Raw genomic sequence first — 20,786 nt, 5'->3', positions numbered from 1 at the left:
AGACGTGATCACCAAACTGCTCATCGCCAACCGGGGAGAGATCGCCGCCCGGATCATCCGCACCGCCCACGAGATGGACATCGCCACCGTCGCGGTCTATTCCGACGCCGATCGGAACGCACCGTATGTGGCCCAGGCCGATGAGTCGGTGCTTCTGCCCGGCACCGCACCGGCCGACACCTACCTGCGGGGCGACCTGATCCTGGCGGCCGCGGCCCGCACCAAAAGCGAAGCTATCCACCCGGGCTACGGATTTCTTTCGGAGAATGCGGGTTTCGCTCGCGCCTGCATCGAAGCCGGCGTCATCTTCGTTGGGCCCAGCCCACAAGCCATCAGCGCGATGGGTTCCAAGATCGCCGCCAAGGAGATGATGCGCGCCGCAGGCGTACCGGTGCTACCCGGGATCACCATCGAATCTGAGCGAGACGAAGATCCCGCCAAACTGCGAGCGGCCGCCCACGACATCGGCTTTCCGATCCTGGTCAAGGCCGCGTTCGGAGGTGGTGGGCGGGGCATGCGGATCGTGCACGGTGACACCGAGCTTACCGACGCGGTGCACAGCGCTCGCCGCGAAGCTGCCTCAGCATTCGGCGATGGAACTGTGTTTTTGGAGAAGTTCGTCGAGTCCCCCCGCCACATCGAGGTGCAGATTTTCGGCGACCGCCACGGCAGCGTCGTCCATCTAGGGGAGCGCGAGTGTTCGATTCAGCGCCGCTACCAAAAGATCATCGAAGAGGCGCCGTCCACCGCCGTCGACGAATCCCTTCGCGCGGAATTGGGCCACGCGGCGGTGGCGGCCGGTAAGGCCCTCGACTACGAAGGCGCCGGAACCGTCGAATTCGTGATGGCGCCCGACGGCTCGTTCTACTTCCTCGAGGTCAACACCCGGCTTCAGGTCGAACACCCGGTTACCGAATTGGTCACCGGCATCGATCTCGTGCGAGCCCAACTGCTCGTGGCGGCCGGTCAGCCGCTGCCGGCCGAGATGTTCGACATCACACCTCATGGGCATGCTGTGGAAGTCAGGTTGTACGCCGAAGACGTTGCCGCCGGGTTCATTCCGGCCTCGGGGACGTTGCATACCCTGCAATTTCCTGATCTCGCCGGCGTTCGCGTCGACGCCGGATTTGCCTCGGGATCTGTGGTGAGTACCTTCTACGACCCGATGCTGGCCAAGGTGATCGGCTACGGCGCCGACCGCGACGAGGCCTGCAGCAAAGTCGCCCGAGCGTTGCGCGACAGCCGCATCCACGGCGTGACGACGAACCGGGATCTGCTGGTCGGCATATTGCGTGAAGCGGAATTCCGCGCAGGGGCCATCGATACCGGCTACTTGGATCGGCATGACCCCGCAGCACTGATGGGTGGGGGACGCGCTGCCACCGCGCGCCTGCATGCGGTCGTGGCGGCATTAGCCGCACAGGCAGGTCGACGTGCCGAATCGACCGTCCTACCAGGTCTGCCCTCGGGGTGGCGCACCCTGCCGAACCAGCCACAACGCGTCGCATTCACCGTCGGTGATGACCGCTTTGACGTCGACTACCGCTTCGAGCGCGCAGCGCTCACCGTCAGCGTCGGCCAATGGGAGCCCGATGTCGATGTAGTCGGCGCCTCGGCGTCGTTGGTCGACGCCGAGATCGACGGTGTGCGCCGGCGCTACCGGATAACACGCTGGGGCACCATGCATTACGTCGACAGCACGGTGGGCTCTACCGCCTTGCAGGAAGTCGAGCGGTTCCCCGATCCCTCGGCCGCGGCCGAGGCCGGCTCGCTGCTGGCCCCGATGCCCGGCTCCGTGGTGCGCATCGAAGTCACCGAGGGGGGGACGGTTAGCGCGGGCGCGCCCATCATCGTTTTGGAAGCGATGAAGATGGAGCACACGGTGCACGCACCGACCGACGGTATCGTCGCCTCCATCCCGGTCGCGGCCGGCGACCAGGTCGATTCCGGACAGGTGCTCGCGGTCGTACACGGAGACGGCCAGTGAGCGTCACCTACGAGGTCCGCGACGCGGTCGCGTGGCTGACAATCAACCGGCCCGACGCACGCAACAGCCTGAATAAGGCCGTGCGTGAAGGACTCTTCGACGGTGTGCGCAGCTTCAACGCTGACGACACTGCCAAGGTGCTCGTCTTGACCGGTGCTGGCGACAAGGCGTTTTGCGCGGGCGGTGACCTCAAAGAGATGTCAAACGACCGCCTGGCGATTCCGCCGGTGGACTTCGTGCCCCAGTTCGGCCGCAACGTCCGCGTCGACAAGCCCACTATCGCCGCCGTCAACGGTGCCGCGTTCGCCGGTGGATTCTTGTTGGCGCAGACCTGCGATCTCTGTGTGGCCTCTACTACGGCTACCTTCGCCATCACCGAAGCACGGGTCGGGCGCGGAGCACCATGGGCAGCCCCCCTGCCGCTGATGATCCCGCAGCGTATTGCCATGGAATTGCTGCTGACGGCCGCGCCGATGACAGCTCAGCGTGCCTACGAGATCGGCTTCGTCAACCGACTTGCCGAGCCTGCCGATCTGATCCAGACGGCCCAACAACTGGCCCAGCAGATCGCCGCAAATGCCCCCTTGTCGGTCGCTGCCGGCAAACAGACCGCCCTGCTGACCGCCGAACGACCGCTGCGCGACGCCTTCGAAACCGCGGAAAAACTTTGGGCGCCAGTCTATCTCAGTAGTGACGCGCAGGAGGGCATGGCGGCCTTCGCCGAGAAACGCCGCCCGACCTGGAAGGGACAGTGAGCCGTGAACCACGAAACCTACCAGCGGCTGCTGGCCGACCTTGTCGACGAGTCGGACCACTTGGCCGAGGTCCTGTCGTCGTTGACCGTCCGGCAATGGCAGATCGACACGGCCGCACGCGGATGGACCATTCACGACCAGGTCACACATTTGGCATTCTTCGATGACTGCGCGCACTCGTCCCTCAGGAGCCCGCAAGAGTTTCGCGCCACCGCCGATCGACTTATGGCCGACGGCATGGATTTCCCCGATCGCGTCGCCGAAGATCGCCGCTCGCTCGCACCGCACGATGTGCTGAGCTGGTTTATCGACGCGCGACGAAAACTCTTGGTCGCGTTCTCAGAACACGATTTCAGGGCCCGGCTGCCATGGTTCGGGCCCAACATGAGCACCGCGTCGTGCGCCACGGCTCGGTTGATGGAGACCTGGGCGCACGGATGCGACGTCTACGAGGCTCTTGGCGTGAAACGCCCCGCCAGCTCCGGTCTGCACAGCATCGCCCACCTGGGTGTGTCGACGTTCGCATTCTCCCACACGATCCACGGCTTCGCGGTTCCCGACGAACCCGTGTACATCGAATTACGTTCGGCAACAGGAGATCTATGGGACTGGGGTCCGCCGGGTGCCGCCAACCGCGTGTACGGACCCGCCGAGGACTTCGCGCTCGTCATCACCCAGCGCCGCCACTGGACCGAAACCGCACTGATCGCCGACGGGCGGGTAGCCCGACAATGGCTCGATATCGCTCAGGCCTTCGCGGGCGCGCCCACCCGCCGGGTGGTGCCGCAATGACGCGCCGTCCGGTACGGATCGGCAACGCTTCAGCCTTCTACGGTGATCGGCTGGCTGCGATGCGCCGGCTGGTCGACACCGCCGACCTCGACGTCATCACCGGCGACTACCTCGCCGAACTCACCATGCTCATCCTGTGGAAAGCCCGGCACAAAGACCCTGCCGCGGGCTATGCCCGTACCTTCCTCGCCCAGTTCGAACAGGTCGCCGCGGCATGCGCCCAACGCGGCATCAAAGTCGTCGTCAACGCCGGGGGTCTCAACCCCGGCGGCATGGCTGACGCGGTCCGCGCCATCGTCGCCGACGCAGGAGTCGACCTCACCGTCGCCCATATCGAAGGCGATGACCTCGTCCCGCGCCTGCCGCAGCTACGGGCCGCAGGCGAGAAATTCATCCACCTCGACACGGGTGCCGCGCTGGATAACGTTGGTGTACAACCTGTCTCAGCGAACGCCTACTTAGGTGGGTGGGGGATCGCCGCGGCTTTGTCGCGCGGCGCCGACGTGGTGATCACCGGTCGCGTCACCGACGCCGCGCTCGTGGTCGGTGTCGGTGCGTGGTGGCACGCTTGGGATCGCCGCGACTATGACGCACTGGCCGGCGCGGTCGCCGCTGGCCACATCATCGAATGCGGACCGCAAGCCACCGGCGGCAACTACTCCCAAGTCGGTGAGATCACCGACCGCCGCTACCCGGGATCGCCCATTGTCGAGCTCGCCAGCGATGGAAGCTTCGTCGTCACCAAACCTTCGGGCAGCGGCGGCCTCGTCTGCCCGGGCACGGTTACCGCCCAGCTGCTCTACGAGGTTGGCCCCCCACGGTACGTCAACCCCGACGTCGTCGCGCATTTCGACACCGTGCGGATCGCAGCCGAAAGCCCAGATCGGGTGCGGGTCACGGGCACCAAAGGTAGTGCACCACCACCGACGTTGAAGGTGGCGATGAATTACATCGGCGGATACCGCAACACCATGACGATGGTTCTGACTGGCCTCGACGTCGAGGACAAGGCCAGGTGGGCCATCGACGAACTCTCCGAAATCATTGGTGGGACCGAGCATTTCGACGATATCGACATCCAGCTGCTGCGTTACGACAAACCCGACCCGCGCTCCGTCGTTGAGGCCACCGCCCACCTGCGGGTGACGGTCAAAAGCCGCGATCGCGCCGTCGTCGACCGCGCCTTCTCCAACGCCGTCATCGAGCTCGCCGTAGCCGGTTACCCGGGCTTTCACACCACCACTCCGCCGACGGCGGCGGCCGAATTCGGGGTCTACTGGCCGACGTTGGTACCAGCTAACCTGGTCGAGCATGTCGTGATCCACCACACTGGTGACCGCGAAATCGTTCCACACACCAGCGACCAGGCCGAACCAGCGGTGGCTAACCCCACGGCCCGGGCCGCTCGCCCAGTCGACTATGGGCCCACCACGTGGCGACCCCTCGGCGACGTGGTGGCCGCACGCTCGGGTGACAAAGGCGGCAACGCCAACGTCGGGTTGTGGACCGACACCCCCGAACGGTGGGATTGGCTGCGCAGCCACCTCACGGTGGACCGGTTCCGCGCGCTGGTCACCGAATCGGCCGGGCTGGCGGTGCACCGCTACGAATTCCCCAACCTCAAGGCACTCAACTTCGTCATCGTCGGGTTCCTCGGCGAGGGAGTCGCCTCGTGCACCAAGACCGATCCTCAGGCCAAGGGACTCGGCGAATACCTGCGCGCCCTTCATACCGACGTTCCCGACAAGCTGGTGCCGTAATGGATTTCGCCGAACCGACAGAACACCGCGACCTACGCGATGCCGTCGGCGCCCTGACCGCGCAATACGGCCCCGGCTACTTCGCCGAACACGCCGCGGCCCATGAGCCCACCACGGAACTGTGGCAGGACCTGGCCCGGCACGGATTTATCGGCATCAACCTGCCCGAAGAGTACGGCGGAGGCGGGGCCGGCATGACGGAGCTCGCGATCGTGTGCGAGGAGACCGCCGCCCACGGTTGTCCGCTGCTGCTCCTGCTGGTGTGCAGTGCCATCTCCGGTGAACTGCTCAGCCGGTACGGCACCCAGCAGCAGCGCCGAGAATGGCTGCCCCGCATCAGCTCTGGCGAGACGAAGGTGGTCTTTGCGATCACCGAGCCCGACGCGGGGTCCAATTCTCACCAGATCAGCACGATGGGAACCCGCGATGGAACCGACTACCTCCTCAACGGCACCAAGTACTACATCTCTGGCGTCGACGAAGCGGGCGCCTTGATTCTCGTGGCCCGGACCGGGCCGGACCAGCTGTCGCTGTTCTTGGTCCCGACCGACGCGCCCGGGCTCATCAAGCACCGCCTCCCGGTCGGCATCAGCGTGCCCGAGAAGCAATACACGCTCCACCTCGACAACGTGCGACTACCGGCATCAGCTCTGATCGGCACCGAACACCAAGGCTTCCGCCAGGTGTTCGACGGACTGAACCCCGAACGCATCACCGGCGCCGCCGTCTGCGTCGGTATCGGCCGACACACGCTGACCAGGGCCAGCGGCTACGCGCGCACCCGTACGGTCTGGGGCCCACCTATCGGGGCCTATCAAGCGATCGCGCATCCGCTCGCCGAGGCCAAGATCGCGGTTGACCAGGCCGCAATCATGACCGCCAAAGCGGCATGGCTCTACGACAGCGGGCAACCGGCAGGTGAAGCCTCCAATATCGCCAAGTTCGCCGCCGCCGAGGCGGCGGTCACCGCGGCCGATCGCGCCATCCAGGTGCACGGCGGAAACGGTTTGTCAGCCGAATACGGTCTCATTCCCCAATGGGGCTTGGCACGGCTCCTACGCATCGCCCCCGTGAGTCGCGAGATGATCCTCAACTACGTGGCCCAGCACAGCCTCAACTTGCCCCGCTCCTACTGAGGGCATCACGTGACCGCAGACCAGACGCCATGAAACTAGGACTCCAGCTGGGATACTGGGGGGCGCAGCCGCCCCAAAACGCCCGACAGCTCGTCGCGGCCGCCGAGAACGCTGGCTTTGACGCCGTATTCACCGCTGAAGCGTGGGGCTCAGACGCGTACACGCCGCTGGCCTGGTGGGGGTCACAAACGAAGCGGTTGCGGCTGGGTACCTCAATAGCGCAGCTGTCGGCGCGCACCCCGACCGCCTGCGCGATGGCGGCGCTGACACTCGATCACCTCTGCGGTGGCCGGCACATTCTCGGGCTCGGCGTCTCGGGGCCACAGATCGTCGAGGGCTGGTACGGACAAGGCTTCGACAAGCCATTGGCCCGCACCCGCGAGTACATCGACGTCGTGCGCCAGGTGCTAGCCCGCCGAGCGCCCGTAAATAGCAATGGATCCCATTACCCGCTGCCGTTGACCGGTGCGGGCACCACGGGCTTGGGCGCGCCCTTGAAGTCGATTACTTATGCGCTGCGTGCCGACCTTCCGATCATGCTCGGCGCCGAAGGACCCAACAACATCGCGCTGGCCGCCGAGATCTGCGACGGTTGGCTGCCCATCTTCTACAGCCCGCGTTTGGCCGGCAGGTACAACGAATGGCTCGACGACGGCTTCGCCCGACCCGGCGCCCGGCGGAGCCGTGAGGACTTCGAAATCTGTGCCACCGCGCAAGTAATCATCACCAACGACCGACCCGCGGCTCTCCAGGCCGTGAAACCGAAGCTGGCCCTCTACATCGGGGGAATGGGTGCCGAAAACACCAACTTCCACGCCGACCTTTACCGCCGGATGGGCTACGGCGAGATCGTCGACGCCGTCACCAACCTGTTTCGCGCCGGCCGCAAGGACGACGCCGCCACCATCATCCCCGACGAGCTTATGGATGACGCTGCCATCATCGGCGGCATCGCCTACGTGCGCGAGCAGATTGCCGCGTGGGAGGCGGCCGGCGTCACGATGATGGTGATCACCGCTCACTCACCCGAGCACATCAGGGAACTGGCCACGCTGGTGTAGCGCACGCACGATCTCGACCGGCGAATCGGCAACGTCCGATCGCCACGCGCACGGGTTGTCGACAGCAGCGGCGTTTACTTGCTGGCCCGGCTGGCCGCAAACACGCCGGCATCGACCAACGTCGAGGTGTCACCGAGCTGGCGGCCTTCGGCGACGTCGCGTGGTAGCCGGTGAATGATCTTGCCGCTACGTGTCTTGGGAAGCTCTGCTACGACGTGGATCTCACGGGTTCGGCGTCGCATTATCGGTTGAGATGTCATACGGATGTCAAATATGACATGACATGAGGAACCCCGTCGCTCTCCGCGAGCCAAACTTCTAGTAAAAAACCCGACCCATTGTCCTCCGTCGAAACTCTTGGGAAAGAGCATTATCCGTCGCCGGGGGCGCTGCGGCTGACCGCCGAGGTCAACACGCGGCCTGGAGTTACCTGCCGCTCACGGGGGTGAGCGCGCCGGGTCAGCGTTACATTTGTGTGTGTTAGTGTAACTGCGTTTGCAACAGGCCGACGGGGGAAATGGTGACCGCTGAGGAAGTCGTGCATGCCGAGATCGCCGCATGGCTCCACAACGGCGCCGACGAAGTCATGAGTCACTTTGCCCAAGACGCCACATTCGACTTCGGCTCTTCCGCGAAGTCCCGCATCTCGCCGTCGACAGCCGTTGTGGAGACCTAGATGCATCAAACGCTCACGAACGCCTTCGTGCTCCCCGTCCAATTCAACAGCCCCGCAGCCCCGATGGAGTTCCGATGACCGTGCCGACCGCCCCCACCGAATCCGATCTGTATTACGACCCGTACAACATCGACCTCAATATGAATCCCTATCCGGTGTTCGCCAGGATTCGGGAAGAGGCCCCGCTGTACTACAACGAACGGCACGACTTCTACGCGCTGAGCCGCTACGACGACGTCAACAAGGGCGTCATCGACCACGAGACGTTCATCTCCGGGCGCGGGGCCCTGCTCGAGATCATCAAGTCCGGCATGGAAATACCGCCCGGCACACTGATTTTCGAGGATCCACCGATCCACAACATCCACCGCAACCTGCTGTCGCGGGTGTTCACACCGCGCAAGGTGCTTGCACTCGAGCCGCAGATCCGCGAGTTCACCGCCCAGTGCCTGGATCCGCTGATCGGATCGGATCGGTTCGACTTCGTCAACGACCTCGGCGAGCAGATGCCGATGCGCGTCATCGGCATGCTGCTCGGTCTCCCCGAAGACCGGCAGCGGCAGATCACCGACCACGGCGAGGAGACCCTGCAAGGGAAAACGGTCGACGCGCTGGCCACCGGTGAGGTATTCGCGGAGTTCGTCGACTGGCGCGCCGAACACCCGTCCGACGACATCATGACCGACCTGCTCAACGTGGAGTTCGAGGACGAGACGGGCACCGTACGCAAGCTGCGCCGCGAAGAGCTGTTGCTGTACTTGACCGTCATCGCCACCGCCGGCTCCGAAACCACCACCCGCCTGATCGGCTGGGCGGGTAAGACGCTGGCCGACTATCCGGATCAGCGCCGTGATCTGGTGGAGGACCCGGGACTGATACCCCAGGCGATCGAGGAAATCCTGCGCTGGGAGCCGCCGGCGCTACAGATGGCCCGCTACGTCACCCGCGACGTGGAGTACTACGGACAGACCGTGCCGGAGGGTTCGGCGATGCTCATGCTCGTCGGCGCGGCCAACCGCGATCATCGCCGGTTCGCGCCGGACGGTGACGTCTTCGATATCCACCGGGAACAGCGCTCGCACATGACCTTCGGCGCGGGTACACACTTTTGCATGGGCAATGCTCTGGCCCGGCTGGAGGGCCGGATCGCGCTGGAGGAGATCCTCAAGCGCTTCGGATCCTGGGAGGTCGATTGGACCAACGCGGTACCGTCGGAGACCGCCGCGGTCCGGGGTTGGGCTGCCATGCCTACGCTGGTTTCCCGTTCCTGACGTCACCGCGTGGAGCGAACGTCGGCTACGGGCTCGACCATTGCACGACGTCGGTCAGAGCCCGCCGCGGCGTTGGCGGCAAGGGGTCCGCGCTGTCTGCGGCCCAGCCCACCCGGAGCAGCATCTGGGGATACCCCTGCGCACCCCACACGTCATCGCGGACGGCGTCGCGGGTTTCGGGGATCTCCAGAGGTTCGGTGATCGGGCAGGTCGCCAGTCCCATCGCCGTCGCCGTCAGCAGCAGCGCGCTGGTCGCCTCGCCGACGCGCAGCTGAGCCAGACGATCGTCGGCTTCGCTGCCGAGCACCAGGATGACGGCATTGTCATCGGCGGGTGAGGTACCCGGCGGCTGCGCCAGGCCTGGCCCGGCGAAGATGCGGCCGGGTATCGGTGCGCCACAATCATGTTCGGGGATGTTGCGGGCCGGTACGCCGGCCCGGGAACCATATCGACCGCTCCACCTGGCAAGCTCGACAAGGTAATCGCGGTTGGTCGCGTGAGCCAGTGCGGCTCGCTTGACGATCTCATGCAGCTTTTCCCGGGCATCAACCACGCGCAGCGTGACTCCCATTCGAGTGACCACAGCGGCCATCGAGGCGATTTCACTCGCCGTCACCGCGCGAGCACTGTAGGTTCGCCGATCGGTGCGGCGCTGGGGGATTGCCGTCGCGAGGATGATATCGGTGCGGTCGGGGGAGTGGGGGGACACCTCGATGGCGGCGAGATGGCTGGGGTCGGCCGGATCAGGTAAGCGGTGCACGTCGGCGCGCCAACCCCTCGCCGCCAGAGCGACGACGCAATGGTGAAGCGCTGCACCGCAACTCAAGATCAAGTCCCGGCTACCCGGGTCGGTGTTGGGCAAGCGCATGCCTTTATCGCTGTAGAGGTGCAGACTCGTGCGGTCCACTCGCCACCGCCACGGCTGGGTGTTGTCGATGGAAGGTGCTCGGGTCGCCAGCGTGAGAACTTCATCGACGACCTGAGCATCGGGGAAAAGCCGAGAAGCTTCGCCACTTTCTCGAGGATCTTGTTCTTTCGCCGTATCCAACGCGACCGCCTCCAGTTTCCGGTGACCGAACCCCTCTTGCGCCAATGCGATTATAAATGAATAATATCCGTTAAATAGGCGACGGGCAACCGGGCGAAAGGCCGCTTCGGACGGATGGCCACCGTGACGACAACCCTGTCTGAGCGGCGGCTAATGCGCGGCGCCGCCCCGCCTTTGAGTCGCGGAACATGAAGCGGGCGCCGCCCGCCTGGGTGCATGCCGCCACGGCTTGGGGACTTTCGGCCCTGCTGGCGCGACCTCGCGCGACGCAGAATTGTGTTACCACTAGTTGCATATAAAGTTGGGAGGTGACGATCGTGGATCAACTGACAACCTTGGACGCCGGCTTTCTGAAGGCGGAGGACGCTGACCGGCACGTGAGTTTGGCGATCGGCGGTTTGGCGGTCATCGAGGGGCCGATCCCAGACCGTGACGCGCTGATGGCGACCCTTACCCAGCGGATCCACGCGTGCCCCCGATTCGGACAGCGCCTGCGAACACGCTTGTTCGACCTCGGTGCACCCGAATGGGTGGACGATCCAGACTTTGATCTCGGCCGTCACGTACGGCACATCGCGCTACCCCGGCCCGGCGACGACCGGGAGCTGTTGCAGCTGGCCGCCGACGTGATTTCCCGGCGCCTCGACCGGGACCGCCCGCTGTGGGAAATCTGGATCATCGAAGGCCTCAGTGACAACCGGTGGGCAATGCTCACCAAGCTCCACCACTGCATGGCCGACGGAATTGCCGCCACCCACATACTTGCCGGGCTGTGCGACGACGGCATCGGCGAGAGCTTCGCAAGCCATATCCGCGCCACCAAAGAACCTGAAGCGCAACGAATCTCACGGAACACACAGGGCTTCAATCCGCTGCATATCCTGGGTGGACTGTGGAATACATCGGCCGCCATCACGTCCGCCGCCGCCCGCACGGCCTTGGGCGCCGCCGAAATCACCGCCGGTTTGCTGCGCCCCACAACGACGTCCCTGAACGGGCCGATCACCACGTTGCGCCGCTACGGCGTCGCGCGGGTGCCCCTCGCCGACATCGCGCAGGTGTGCCGAACCTTCGATGTCACCATCAATGACGTTGCGCTGGCCGCAATCACGGAGAGCTACCGCAACACCCTCGTTCAGCGGGGCGAAACACCGCTGCCGGATGCGCTTCGCGCGCTGGTGCCGGTGTCGATGCGGTCTGTCGACGCGTTGGACAAGACGGATAACCGCGTGTCGGTGATGCTGCCTTACCTACCGGTCGACCAGGAGCACCCGGTAGAGCGGCTGCGGACCGTCCACGCCCGCTTGGACCGCACGAAGTCGCACGGTCAGCGCCAGGCGGGTCACGCATTCGTGTCGATGGCCAATCGCATTCCATTTCCCCTGACCGCATGGGCGGTCCGGTTGTTGACCCAGCTACCGCAGCGCGGCGTGACCACCCTCGCCACCAACGTCCCCGGCCCGCGCCAGCCACTGCGACTCATGGGCCAACGGGTGCTCAGTGTGTTCCCTGTCCCGCCGATCGCGATGCAATTGCGAACCGGGGTGGCAATGCTGAGCTATGCCGAGGACCTGTTCTTCGGCGTCCTCGCCGACTACGAAGCCGTGGCCGACATTGACGCGTTGGCTCGTGGAATCGAGCTGGCGGTGGCGCGTCTGGTATCGATCAGCAAGCAACGCAAACGAATACATGGCCGTCGCGGGCTGTCACTCGTCGCCAACGTCTAACCACATCGCTGCGCACCCGCACCGTGCGCCTATGCTGTGTGACGAGAAAAGGAGCCTGCCCAATGGACAAGATCTCGCTCACAGCTCTGGCGCGCGAGCAGTTGGCGGCCGCGCACCGGGCCGCCAGCGGCCGTAGCGCGCATACGGTGTACGGCGGTCATCAACACACCCTGCGGCAAACCATGGTTGCGCTGACGGCCGGATCGGCACTCGCCGACCACGACAGCCCCGGTGACGCCACGTTGCAGGTGCTGCAGGGACGCGTCCGGCTGACGTCGCCCGAGACCAGCTGGGACGGAGCCCCGGGTGACCACCTGGTGATTCCGCCGACCCGGCATGGCCTACAGGCCGTCGAAGACTGCGTCATCTTGTTGACCGTCGCCAAACAGGTTTAGCCAACCCGGAATTGATCCGGGCTGAGATTACCGTCCGGCCACCTCGATGATGCCGTGGGCGCCGTGTTCGGCGTCGACCATCGCGTGTGACAGGAACGGGTATCGACCCGGCTCGCCGAAGGTCAATTCGACGAATCCGCCTTGGGCCGCGAATAATCCGAGTGTCTGCGCACCGCCCGCGCCCGGGCCGCCCTTGCCGCCCAGCCGGTAGTCGCCCTCGGACCACACGGTGTCGAACTGCCCCCCGACGACGTGGAACGAAGTGCCCCGGTTCGGTCCCGCGGCGAGCACCCAGATGCGAACACGCTCGCCCACCCGAGCGGTCAGTGGCGCGTGGTCGTATTGGCGGGCGTAGCCGTTGAACACCACCAGATCGGGCGTGTCCTTGGCGACCTTGTCGGCGTCGGCCTCACCGCCGGGCGGGCCGAGGTACATCTCCGACTGCTCGATCAGGTATTCGCGGTCCACACGCGGCAGGTCCGGCGGGTCGATGATCACCGCCCCGAACATGCCGTTGGCGATGTGCAGCGACATCGGCATGGTCGAGCAGTGATACAGCCAGATTCCCGCCCGCGTGGCAGTGAACCGGTACACCAGGCGCTGGCCGGGTTGGATGGTGCGCATCGGTTGGTCGGGGGCCAGCGCCCCGGCGTGGAAGTCGATCGAATGCCCGGTGCTGCCGTCGTTGACGAGGGTGATCTCGAAGACGTCGCCGACCTTGCCGCGCAACGTGGGTCCGGGGGCGGTGCCACCGAATGTCCAGAGCCGCTGGGTGATCCCGGGGGACACCTCCCGTTGCATCTCGGTCACCGGCAGCGTCAGGCGATGCTCGGCCGTGGCCGGGGGCAGCGCGGCGTCACGCGGGGCAAAGCCCGGACCCGGGTCGGCACCCAGGCTGCGGGCGATGTCGCCGACAGGGATCGTCGCGCCGGGGGCCGGCCCCTGGTGACCCGGATGCACTGAATGCGTTTTGGGCATTGGCGCACCGGTCACCCGGACCGAAAAGACCATGCCCATCTGGCGGTGTCCGGCCACGGCGCACCAGCCATCGAGGCTGGAGCCGATCACCCCGGCATCGAGGACGGTCGACTCGCCCGGTGCGATCCGTCCGGTACGAGTGCCGTTGGACAGCACCAGATCGTGTTGGTCGGTTCCGGTATTGGCGAGGGTGATCCGTAGTCGATCACCGGCGGGAACCTCGACCGAGTCCGGCACGAAGCGCATGCCCTCGATTCGGACCGACGCTGCGGTGGTGTGCCCGGTGGCGGCCACGGCCACCCGGGGTGAGGTGCCGATACCGAGCGACGCCGGGTCGGCCGCCACGCCGGCCGCGGTCGCCAACACGACGACCCCGAGTCCGGCGGCGGCGACGCCGAGGCGCCGGTGCGGGGGCGTCCCCGCCGGTTGGCCTGGGGCCGTGGGCTTGTCGCGGTCCCGGTGCGCCCGCCACGCCGCCCGAACCAGCAGCGGCAGGAAGGCCGCGTAGGACACCAGCACCAGAACCGATGCTGCGACCCGCACCAGGCTCGGGGTCGGAAGAACACAGAGCAGCAGCCCGGCGTTGGCGACGGTGAGCCGCCACGGAGCCCCGCGCTCGAGCTCGGTCCCGGCGGCCAGCGTCGACGCACGCCCGCCCATCACGACGGGCGCCAGGTAGGTCAGGGACCCGAGCAGCACCTGCACCAGGAAGCCGGCCAGCACGGGCGCGGTGAGTTCGCCGGCCGTCGCGACCGCCGCCGGCCAAGTCGGCGCGATCGCCAGGGCGACGGCGGCGAAGGCCAGCGATCCGATCAGCCAAGCCACGCCCGCCAACACTGACAGGGTCGCAAAGTCGTTGGGCCGCTTGCGGCGGATCTCGTCGAGGTGCGGCCGCAGCACGATGCCGGCGGCACCGAGATACCCGAGGGCGCCCAGTCCGGTGATCGGCGGTGATCCCGCCACCGCACCGCCGGCGGTCACGGCCAGCGCGACCAGCAGGGCCGGCAGGCCGTGGCGAGCGGCCACCTCGACTCCGGTGGCCATCCGGGTGCGCAGCATCGTCGGCCACAGCGTGACCAGCGTGCCCAGCACCGTGAGCCCCACCCAGCCGAACAAATTCACCGCCGCATGCGCGATGACGAACCGATCGTGGACGCGGCCGGGGAGCGCCGAATTCGCCATCGCTACACCGAGTCCCGCGCCGATCGCCAGACACACCGTCGCGGCGACGTAGTAGCGCACGGTGACGCCGAAGCGGGCGGGCAGCGCGGTACGCAACTGCTGCAGCAGCATCACCCCGTGCGCCAGGGCCGCGACGGCGACGACGACACCGCCCGCCAGCACCGCCGGCCACCACCGGCCCAGCATGCCGGCGACCACCGTGACCGCACCGACGTTAAACGCCGTGATGCGTAACACTTCTGCCGTCCGCGCCGGATCCGGCGGCCGGCGCAGCAGCGCATCGGCGAAATGCCGGCTCCAGATCAGGATCGCATTGCCGGCCGCGCCCAGCGCCAGCAGATGGACCAACAGCCAGCCGGACAGCGGAAGGAACCGATGCGCGGCCGCCACCACGACGAGCGCGGCGAACCAGGCGAACACGATCGCCCCGACACGCAGGTGCCATCCCGAGCGGTTCATGCCGGCACCCGACTGGCGGCAGCGCGTAGTGCCGAAGTGGCGGCAATGACAATGAATCCGAGGACGGCCACGATATTGAGTACGCCACCCGCCTGCAGCGCCCAGTGCACGCCGCGTGCGTCGCCGACCGCGAGCCGCAGCAGCAGCGACACGTGCAACACCGCGGCCGGGCCGTACATCAGCGAAGTATAGGGCAGCGGGCGACGCAACACGGCCGGCAAGATCACGGGTGCGTGCGCCATGATCATCGACAGCACGAAGCCGAGCATCACCGCGTGCACCACCGCGTCATAGCCTGCGCCGGACGTGATTTGGCCGACCAATAACCACGTCGTCCCAGGTACCAGTAGCCATCCGTAGCCGGCGAGCAGGCACACCGCCATGTATCGGGGCAACCCCGTCGCGCGCGCGAGGCGGCGGGCGACGTCGAACCGACCCAGCCACGCCACCGTCGCCAACAGCGTCGCGCCGAGCAGCGGATAGCCGAACGTCGGCCACAACAGCGCGGCGACGGTGGCCGCGACCATCGCCACGGTGATCGCCGTGAGCAGCCCCTCGGCCCGGGTGCCGAGCATCGCGATCCGGGCGAGTTCAAGGCGCTCCCCGACGATCGTGAGGATCAGGAATCCCGACAGCCAGGGCAGCAGATCGGGAACGGGTAGGCCGCCCAGCCACAGCAGTGCCGCGCCGGTCGCCAAAACCGCGCCGCCGACCTGCACCAGAATCGACACGTCGGCGGCCCGTCGCCACAACGGCACGTAGACCGCGACCAACATCGCGGATCCGGCGAGCAACAGGACGCCGCCGAGGTTTCGGGGCACCCGGGTGACCAGTAACACCGCGCCGGCTCCGAGGAACATCGGACTGAGGTAGGCCCACCAGTGCTGCGCGGCCACGGCGCGCTCCAGCGCAATCACCGTGCCGACGAACCCGAGCACCAGCACGATGCCGTGCACCCCGGTCAACCGGGTGATTTCGATCGGTGCGGGGAGACCGAGCAGCATCAGCGCCGCGTCGAGTCCGGCCAACAACGCGAACGCGCCGGGCACCAGCAGCAGTGCCCGGGGCGGGACCCTTTGGTCAGACATCTTGCCGCACAACGGGGTCGGGCAGGAATAACCGGCAGGCGCCGGGCTCGGCGAACGGAATGAGACCGAGTCCCGGTACTCCCGCAGCGCCGAGTTGCTCCAGCATGCCCTCGACAATTCCGAGGTGGACCTGACAGACGATGGCCGGATAGCGGCGGGCCGCGTTCAGCAGCGGACAGCGGCGCAGCGCGATGCCTTTGTGCGCGCTCGGCGCGTCTGGGTCCTCATCCGGCGCGAAGCCGAGGCGGGCCAGCGCATCGAGCACGGACTGCCGCGCGTCGCCGCCGGCCTGGCTGGACTCGTCGATGAGTTCGCGACCCCACTCGACGCCGGCGGCGCGCGCGTCGCGCTCCGGGTGGGCGCTGGTGCGCGCCAGCTGTCCGGCCAGCGCGGTCGCCAAACCCGCGTAGTCACGTATCGCCACCGCGGGGTCGGCGGCCGACGCGCGATACAACGTGGCCGGACGTCCGCGCCCGCGAGTCCTGGCGACGGAGCGTTCGACGAGCCCGAATTCGGCGACCGCGTCGAGATGTTCGCGAACGGTGTTGGCGTGCAGGTCAAGAGCCGCCGCGGCCTCTGCGACCCGGACGGGGGAGTGTGCGCGCACGTATTCGAGCACCCGCAGCCGCTGCCCGGACAGCGCCACCGGCGCCTCCAGCACCGGCGTCGGCCGGGGGCCCAGAACGATAGGCTCTTTTTTCACGGAATTTACTGTAGTAAATTATTGGACGATGCACATAGGGCAATGAGTCACATTCGCTCAGCGGAGCGATCGGGCTCAACGGAAAGGAACCGAAAACATGCCAGCCAACGATGTGATCGTGGCGTCCACAGCTGCCGATGCCGCGGCGGTCGAAGCCATCACCAGCCACAACGCGCAGCTCGCGGGGCAACTCGCGGTGCTGATCGATGCGATGGTGTCGGCGCTCGAGCGCGGTGCGGACTTCGAGTCGGCGCGATCCACGGCCCTGGCATTCCTGGCCGGTCAGCTGCTGCCCATCGCCGCCGCCAAAGAGGATCGGCTGTACTCCGCCGCCACCCACACCCAACGTGCGCGGCCACTGATCGAATCGATGATCGCGGCGCACCGCATCATCGGCTCCCTCGTCGACAGCATCCGTACGGAACCGCCGGTGCGCGCGGCCGGTTCCGCCCAAGCCCTGCGGGTGCTGTTCGACGCACATTTGGTTGACGAGAACGAGCGGATCCTGCCGATCGTCGCCGCCGACCCGGATATCTCCCTGATGGAGGTAGCCGAGGGCATAAACGAACTCCTCGGCTACGTCCCCTCCGCCAACGGCGACGAGCATTCACACAACTGCAGTTGCGGCGAGAACGATGTCGACGATCCCGTGCTCGACGTCCGCGAGGTGCCGCACTCGATCCGGCACGCCACCGTGTTCGGCGCGTTCGATGCCGTTCCGCCCGGCGGCGCCCTGGTGCTGGTGGCTCCCCACGACCCGGTCCCGCTGCTGCACCAACTCAACGACCGCGCCTCGGGTCGGCTCGAGGTCCAGTACGAGCAGCGCGGGCCTGAGGCGTGGCGGCTGCGACTGATCAGGCGGTGAGCGCCACACCTTCAAGGACTAGGCAAAAGACTTTGCTTGCAGGGTAATTCGAGTGGAGCCGTAGGTCACCTGCGGCTCCACTCGAATTGTCAGGCCGCAGACTCCCCGCGTTTCTGGGCTTTTAGTCCACGCGGGATATCGCCGCGCGGGGACACGCGGCGATGGCCTGCTCGACCAGTGCTTCCTGCTCGGGGGGGATGGGGTCGATTTTGACCACGGAGTACTCGTCATCGTCGAGTTCGAACACCTCGGGCGCGATGTTCACGCAGAAGGCATTGCCCTCACAGCGATCGCGATCCACTACCACACGCATCGAGAATCCTCCTTCGATACTTCAACCGGGTTAAAGGCCTCACGCCTTCGCCTGCTGGCACACCCATCCATCGGGCATGCGCCCGGTCTCGATGAACCGGGTCAGTTCCGCGCTGGTCTGCGGCGGCAGCTCTGTGTCGGCGCTCGGGTAGATGACCGGCTCCTCTTTCGAGTTGTGCTGTTGAAGCTGATCCAGCAGCTGTGTGCACGTATCCCTCAGCCGCTGGCTGTCGTTCCCGTCGGCGAGTAGGTCCGTCAGCGCGCCCATGGTGTGCCACAGCTCACCGTGCTCGCGCATCATCACGAAGATCGGCATCACCATCCCGCCCTCCCGAAGCGGCGGGAACAGAATGGCCTCCTCGAGATAGATGTGCCGGCGCAGCGCTTCCAACGTGTCGGTCAATAGTTCGCGCTGCAGGCTGCCACAGTCGAGCTTTTCGATGAAAGTCTCTATCGCATCATCGATTTCGTGGTGTTCTCGCGTTAGCTCGGAAGATAGCGACAGGCTGGCCATTTGTGTCTCCTCTGCGTCAGGCAGGTTCTGTCTCATTGAGCTCGGCGTCGACACTGATCGTCGCGCCGGTGAACAATCGCGATACCGGACATAGGGCGGCGGCCTGATCGACCACGGCGGCGAAGGATTCGGCATCCAGCCCGGCAACGCTTGCCCTGACCTTCAATCGCGACGTGGTGATCGTCGGAATTCCATCGACCGCATCCAGGGTCACGGTGGCGGTGACCTCGAGTCGCTCTGGCGGAGTCTGGTTCTCACCCAATTTCAATGCCAACGCCATTGAGAAGCACGACGAGTGCGCCGCCGCGGCCAGTTCTTCCGGACTGGTTTTGCCGCCAGGTTGCTCGGTGCGGGAGGCCCAGGTCAGCGGCAGGCCGTCCAGGGCTCCACTGCTGCCCTCCGACAACTTGCCCTCGCCCGACGCCAGCGGGCCTTCCCAGGTGGTCAGCGCTGCCCGTTCCGCGATGCTCATATTCGTCGATCCCTTTCTCCGGTTGCGTGGCATTTATACAAGTGCTATTTGTGTAAACTCTAGCCCGTCACCGCGCGCGTTGGCCAGAGCGATCCCTCGTGATCGGCCATCGTCATGGTGTCGGTTGCCGGCGGTAAGCGCCGACGACGTCGGGATCGGGGTCGATACCCAGGCCCGGCCCCTGCGGGACGCAGATCCGGCCCGCCTTCGGAGTGAGGGCATCGCCGTAGATGCACGCTTCCAGATCGAACCAGCGCCACTCGATCATGGAGTCGGCGCTGCCCAGCGCGGCGGTCGCATGAAGCGCCGCGAGCAACCCGGGACCGTCGTAGAAGGAGTGCGTCATCACCGGGACGTTGTGGACCGCCGCGAGGGGAAAAACCTTGCACAGCTCGCTGATGCCACCCATCTTGGCCGGGCTCGGCTGAACGAAGTCCACCGCCCCCGCGGCGAGCATTCGCTCGAATTCCAGTAGGGTCGAGGCGTTTTCGCCGGACGAGATCGGGATTCCGGTGCTTTTTCGCAGTTCGGCCAGTCCGTCGAAATTCTCCGGCGGCCACAGTGGCTCCTCGAGAAATTTGAGCCGAAGCGCCCTGAGTTCTTCGGCGACGGCACCGGCTTCGGTCAAGGTCCAGGGGCAGCCGGCGTCCACGATGAGCTCGACGCCGGGGCCGGCCTCCTCACGGGCCGCGCGCATTGCCGACATGCCCGCCTCGTGCAGCTTGAGCGCGTGAAAGCCGGCGTCGATTGCCTGTCGAACCACGACGCGGACCAGCGAGGGATCGGAATAGCAGGCCAGGCTTGCGTAGCACGGCATGCTGGCCACTCCGCCACCGAGCAGCGCGGACACGGGAGCAGCGGCGAGCTTACCGGCGATGTCCCACAAGGCGATGTCCACCGCCGAGAGCCCATAGGTCAAGGGGCCGCCGCGCCCGAAAACGTGCAGCTTCTTTTGAACCTCCAGCATCAGGGGCCCGATTCGCGTGGCGTCCTGGCCGATGCAGAGCGGGGTGATCAGTTGGTCGACAGCGAGTTTGGCCGAATCGACGGCGCGAAAACCGAAAGCTTCCCCCCAACCTTCCACTCCATCGCGGGTCGTCACCTTGACCAGCAGCGAGTCCGCCGCGGACAGCCTGTCGCCCCAGAGGGACGCCCCGGGCGTGCTGCCCACCCTGAGCGGGATACGCAGTGGAATCGTCTCGATCTTGGCGATGACTGCGGTGCGGTCAGGCATATGGCTATTTGGCGAGTTCCTCGAGGGCCAGGGTGGAGTGGGCGTAGGCGCCGCCGGCGCGCATCTCGGCGGCCACCCAGACGGCTTCCATGATCTCCTCGTCGCTGGCGCCTTTGCGGTGGGCGAGCTTGGTGTGGCCCTTGATGCAGTACGGGCACTGGGTGGTGTGTGCCACCGCGACGGCAATGAGCTGTTTGGTCTTCTCCGGGAGTGCGCCCTCGGCGAACACCGCGCGGGAGAACGCCTCGAACGCCTCGTGGGTGTGCGGGGCGAGTTCTTTGCGACGGTTGTAGATCTCCTGGGTGGCCTGCGGGTACATGCCGTCTGCCATGAGCGTCTCCTTATCGAATTGTGTTGTCCAGCGGGCTGTT

At 66.2% G+C, this 20,786-nt stretch carries 21 protein-coding genes; 11 read left to right on the top strand and 10 right to left on the bottom strand.

Translation table 11 applies throughout. The annotated features are described in order from the left end of the window. Nucleotides 1-4 precede the first annotated feature (4 nt). From EPN51_RS04415 to EPN51_RS04390, 6 genes are read left to right on the top strand one after another with little or no spacing between them, the layout of a single operon-like run. Nucleotides 5-1,987, top strand: coding sequence for a biotin carboxylase N-terminal domain-containing protein (locus EPN51_RS04415; protein WP_293037643.1), 1,983 nt, complete (start codon nucleotides 5-7; stop codon nucleotides 1,985-1,987). Next, a complete protein-coding gene (locus EPN51_RS04410; protein WP_293037640.1) occupies nucleotides 1,984-2,742 on the top strand; it encodes an enoyl-CoA hydratase-related protein in 759 nt (252 codons plus the stop codon). Before EPN51_RS04415 ends, EPN51_RS04410 begins: the two co-directional genes overlap by 4 nt. A gap of 3 nt (nucleotides 2,743-2,745) precedes the next feature. Beyond that, nucleotides 2,746-3,534 carry a TIGR03084 family metal-binding protein gene (locus EPN51_RS04405; RefSeq protein ID WP_293037638.1) on the top strand — a complete coding sequence of 263 codons (789 nt, stop codon included), beginning with the start codon at nucleotides 2,746-2,748 and terminating at the stop codon, nucleotides 3,532-3,534. After that, complete coding sequence (locus EPN51_RS04400) at nucleotides 3,531-5,294, top strand: acyclic terpene utilization AtuA family protein (protein WP_293037636.1); 1,764 nt, start codon at nucleotides 3,531-3,533, stop codon at nucleotides 5,292-5,294. The genes EPN51_RS04405 and EPN51_RS04400 overlap by 4 nt, the downstream gene beginning before the upstream one ends. Continuing rightward, nucleotides 5,294-6,430, top strand: a complete 1,137-nt coding sequence (locus tag EPN51_RS04395) for an acyl-CoA dehydrogenase family protein (RefSeq protein ID WP_293037633.1) — start codon at nucleotides 5,294-5,296, stop codon at nucleotides 6,428-6,430. Before EPN51_RS04400 ends, EPN51_RS04395 begins: the two co-directional genes overlap by 1 nt. 29 nt (nucleotides 6,431-6,459) lie before the next feature. After that, on the top strand, nucleotides 6,460-7,491 hold the full coding sequence (locus EPN51_RS04390; protein ID WP_293037631.1) for an LLM class F420-dependent oxidoreductase: 1,032 nt from the start codon (nucleotides 6,460-6,462) through the stop codon (nucleotides 7,489-7,491). 74 nt (nucleotides 7,492-7,565) lie between these two features. Here EPN51_RS04390 and EPN51_RS04385 read toward each other — a convergent pair whose 3' ends face one another. Then, complete coding sequence (locus EPN51_RS04385) at nucleotides 7,566-7,733, bottom strand: hypothetical protein (RefSeq protein WP_293037723.1); 168 nt, start codon at nucleotides 7,731-7,733, stop codon at nucleotides 7,566-7,568. Nucleotides 7,734-8,011: 278 nt separating this feature from the next. Between EPN51_RS04385 and EPN51_RS04380 the strand changes: the two genes are divergently transcribed. Both EPN51_RS04380 and EPN51_RS04375 read left to right on the top strand, forming a co-directional pair. Next, nucleotides 8,012-8,167, top strand: a complete 156-nt coding sequence (locus EPN51_RS04380) for a hypothetical protein (protein ID WP_293037628.1) — start codon at nucleotides 8,012-8,014, stop codon at nucleotides 8,165-8,167. 74 nt (nucleotides 8,168-8,241) lie between these two features. Continuing rightward, nucleotides 8,242-9,438 carry a cytochrome P450 gene (locus tag EPN51_RS04375; RefSeq protein WP_293037625.1) on the top strand — a complete coding sequence of 399 codons (1,197 nt, stop codon included), beginning with the start codon at nucleotides 8,242-8,244 and terminating at the stop codon, nucleotides 9,436-9,438. 25 nt (nucleotides 9,439-9,463) lie between these two features. Here EPN51_RS04375 and EPN51_RS04370 read toward each other — a convergent pair whose 3' ends face one another. Further along, on the bottom strand, nucleotides 9,464-10,486 hold the full coding sequence (locus tag EPN51_RS04370) for a nitroreductase family protein (protein WP_293037622.1): 1,023 nt from the start codon (nucleotides 10,484-10,486) through the stop codon (nucleotides 9,464-9,466). A 317-nt stretch (nucleotides 10,487-10,803) separates the two neighbouring features. Between EPN51_RS04370 and EPN51_RS04365 the strand changes: the two genes are divergently transcribed. Together EPN51_RS04365 and EPN51_RS04360 are read left to right on the top strand one after the other, a co-directional pair. Then, the gene (locus tag EPN51_RS04365; RefSeq protein ID WP_293037720.1) at nucleotides 10,804-12,213 is read left to right on the top strand and encodes a wax ester/triacylglycerol synthase family O-acyltransferase; all 1,410 of its coding nucleotides are present in this window, start codon (nucleotides 10,804-10,806) and stop codon (nucleotides 12,211-12,213) included. Between the two features lie 62 nt (nucleotides 12,214-12,275). Beyond that, complete coding sequence (locus tag EPN51_RS04360) at nucleotides 12,276-12,608, top strand: cupin domain-containing protein (protein WP_293037619.1); 333 nt, start codon at nucleotides 12,276-12,278, stop codon at nucleotides 12,606-12,608. Between the two features lie 27 nt (nucleotides 12,609-12,635). Here EPN51_RS04360 and EPN51_RS04355 read toward each other — a convergent pair whose 3' ends face one another. The 3 genes from EPN51_RS04355 to EPN51_RS04345 are packed head-to-tail and all read right to left on the bottom strand — an operon-like array spanning nucleotide 12,636 to nucleotide 17,018. After that, entirely contained in the window at nucleotides 12,636-15,227 is a 2,592-nt protein-coding gene (locus EPN51_RS04355) for a multicopper oxidase domain-containing protein (protein ID WP_293037616.1), read from the bottom strand. After that, on the bottom strand, nucleotides 15,224-16,315 hold the full coding sequence (locus EPN51_RS04350) for a hypothetical protein (protein ID WP_293037613.1): 1,092 nt from the start codon (nucleotides 16,313-16,315) through the stop codon (nucleotides 15,224-15,226). The genes EPN51_RS04355 and EPN51_RS04350 overlap by 4 nt, the downstream gene beginning before the upstream one ends. After that, entirely contained in the window at nucleotides 16,308-17,018 is a 711-nt protein-coding gene (locus EPN51_RS04345; RefSeq protein ID WP_293037610.1) for a transcriptional regulator, read from the bottom strand. The genes EPN51_RS04350 and EPN51_RS04345 overlap by 8 nt, the downstream gene beginning before the upstream one ends. A gap of 97 nt (nucleotides 17,019-17,115) precedes the next feature. Between EPN51_RS04345 and EPN51_RS04340 the strand changes: the two genes are divergently transcribed. After that, a complete protein-coding gene (locus EPN51_RS04340; protein WP_293037607.1) occupies nucleotides 17,116-17,883 on the top strand; it encodes a DUF2249 domain-containing protein in 768 nt (255 codons plus the stop codon). 121 nt (nucleotides 17,884-18,004) lie between these two features. On the opposite strand, the gene EPN51_RS04335 is transcribed toward EPN51_RS04340, so the two are convergent. The 5 genes from EPN51_RS04335 to EPN51_RS04315 all read right to left on the bottom strand — a co-directional run bounded on the left by EPN51_RS04335 (nucleotide 18,005) and on the right by EPN51_RS04315 (nucleotide 20,746). Further along, nucleotides 18,005-18,196 (bottom strand): ferredoxin, encoded by a 192-nt coding sequence (locus tag EPN51_RS04335; protein ID WP_293037604.1) that lies wholly within the window; start codon nucleotides 18,194-18,196, stop codon nucleotides 18,005-18,007. A gap of 39 nt (nucleotides 18,197-18,235) precedes the next feature. After that, nucleotides 18,236-18,709, bottom strand: coding sequence for a hemerythrin domain-containing protein (locus EPN51_RS04330; RefSeq protein ID WP_293037601.1), 474 nt, complete (start codon nucleotides 18,707-18,709; stop codon nucleotides 18,236-18,238). Between the two features lie 16 nt (nucleotides 18,710-18,725). Continuing rightward, nucleotides 18,726-19,181, bottom strand: a complete 456-nt coding sequence (locus EPN51_RS04325) for an OsmC family peroxiredoxin (RefSeq protein ID WP_293037599.1) — start codon at nucleotides 19,179-19,181, stop codon at nucleotides 18,726-18,728. Nucleotides 19,182-19,293: 112 nt separating this feature from the next. Then, a complete protein-coding gene (locus EPN51_RS04320) occupies nucleotides 19,294-20,415 on the bottom strand; it encodes a mandelate racemase/muconate lactonizing enzyme family protein (protein WP_293037596.1) in 1,122 nt (373 codons plus the stop codon). A gap of 4 nt (nucleotides 20,416-20,419) precedes the next feature. Further along, nucleotides 20,420-20,746 carry a carboxymuconolactone decarboxylase family protein gene (locus tag EPN51_RS04315; protein ID WP_293037594.1) on the bottom strand — a complete coding sequence of 109 codons (327 nt, stop codon included), beginning with the start codon at nucleotides 20,744-20,746 and terminating at the stop codon, nucleotides 20,420-20,422. Nucleotides 20,747-20,786: the final 40 nt, after the last annotated feature.

The sequence above is a fragment of the Mycobacterium sp. genome (assembly GCF_004298145.1).
Classification (GTDB): Bacteria; Actinomycetota; Actinomycetes; order Mycobacteriales; family Mycobacteriaceae; genus Mycobacterium.
This window is presented reverse-complemented; position numbering and strand designations above follow the sequence as displayed.